Source organism: Stenotrophomonas sp. 01N47, assembly GCF_056399165.1.
On record NZ_JBFTQU010000121.1, the window covers coordinates 1 to 354 of the forward strand.

The 354-nt window shown below is 66.7% G+C and carries 1 pseudogene; it reads left to right on the forward strand.

Annotated elements, in window-relative coordinates:
* A pseudogene (locus AC1DKR_RS21495) lies at window positions 1–189 on the forward strand (cation:proton antiport protein); the annotation flags it as partial.
* Window positions 190–354: the final 165 nt, after the last annotated feature.

Below are 354 nucleotides of genomic sequence, written 5' to 3' on the forward strand. Positions count from 1 at the left end.
CGTGCGATCAACCCCAACCTGACCCTGCTGGCGCGCGCACACAGCGATGCCGAAGTGAAGCATCTGCTTGAACACGGTGCCGACGGCACGGTGATGGCCGAGCGCGAGCTGGCCTACTCGCTGGCGGAAATGGTGATGGCCACCCCGCCGTACCGCAGTCTTGGGCAGCACAGCATTCCGGTGGTGTGAGGGGTGTGCAGCAGGGCTGCGCCCTGCACCCGCCGAAACAACGGCAACGGCAAAAGCTGGCATTCCGTGGGATGGCGGGGTGGGTCCGGTTGCGGGGGACGCTGCAAGTACGTCCATGTAAGCTCGGTCGCCGCATCCATGCGGCTCACGCCCCCGCAACCGGAC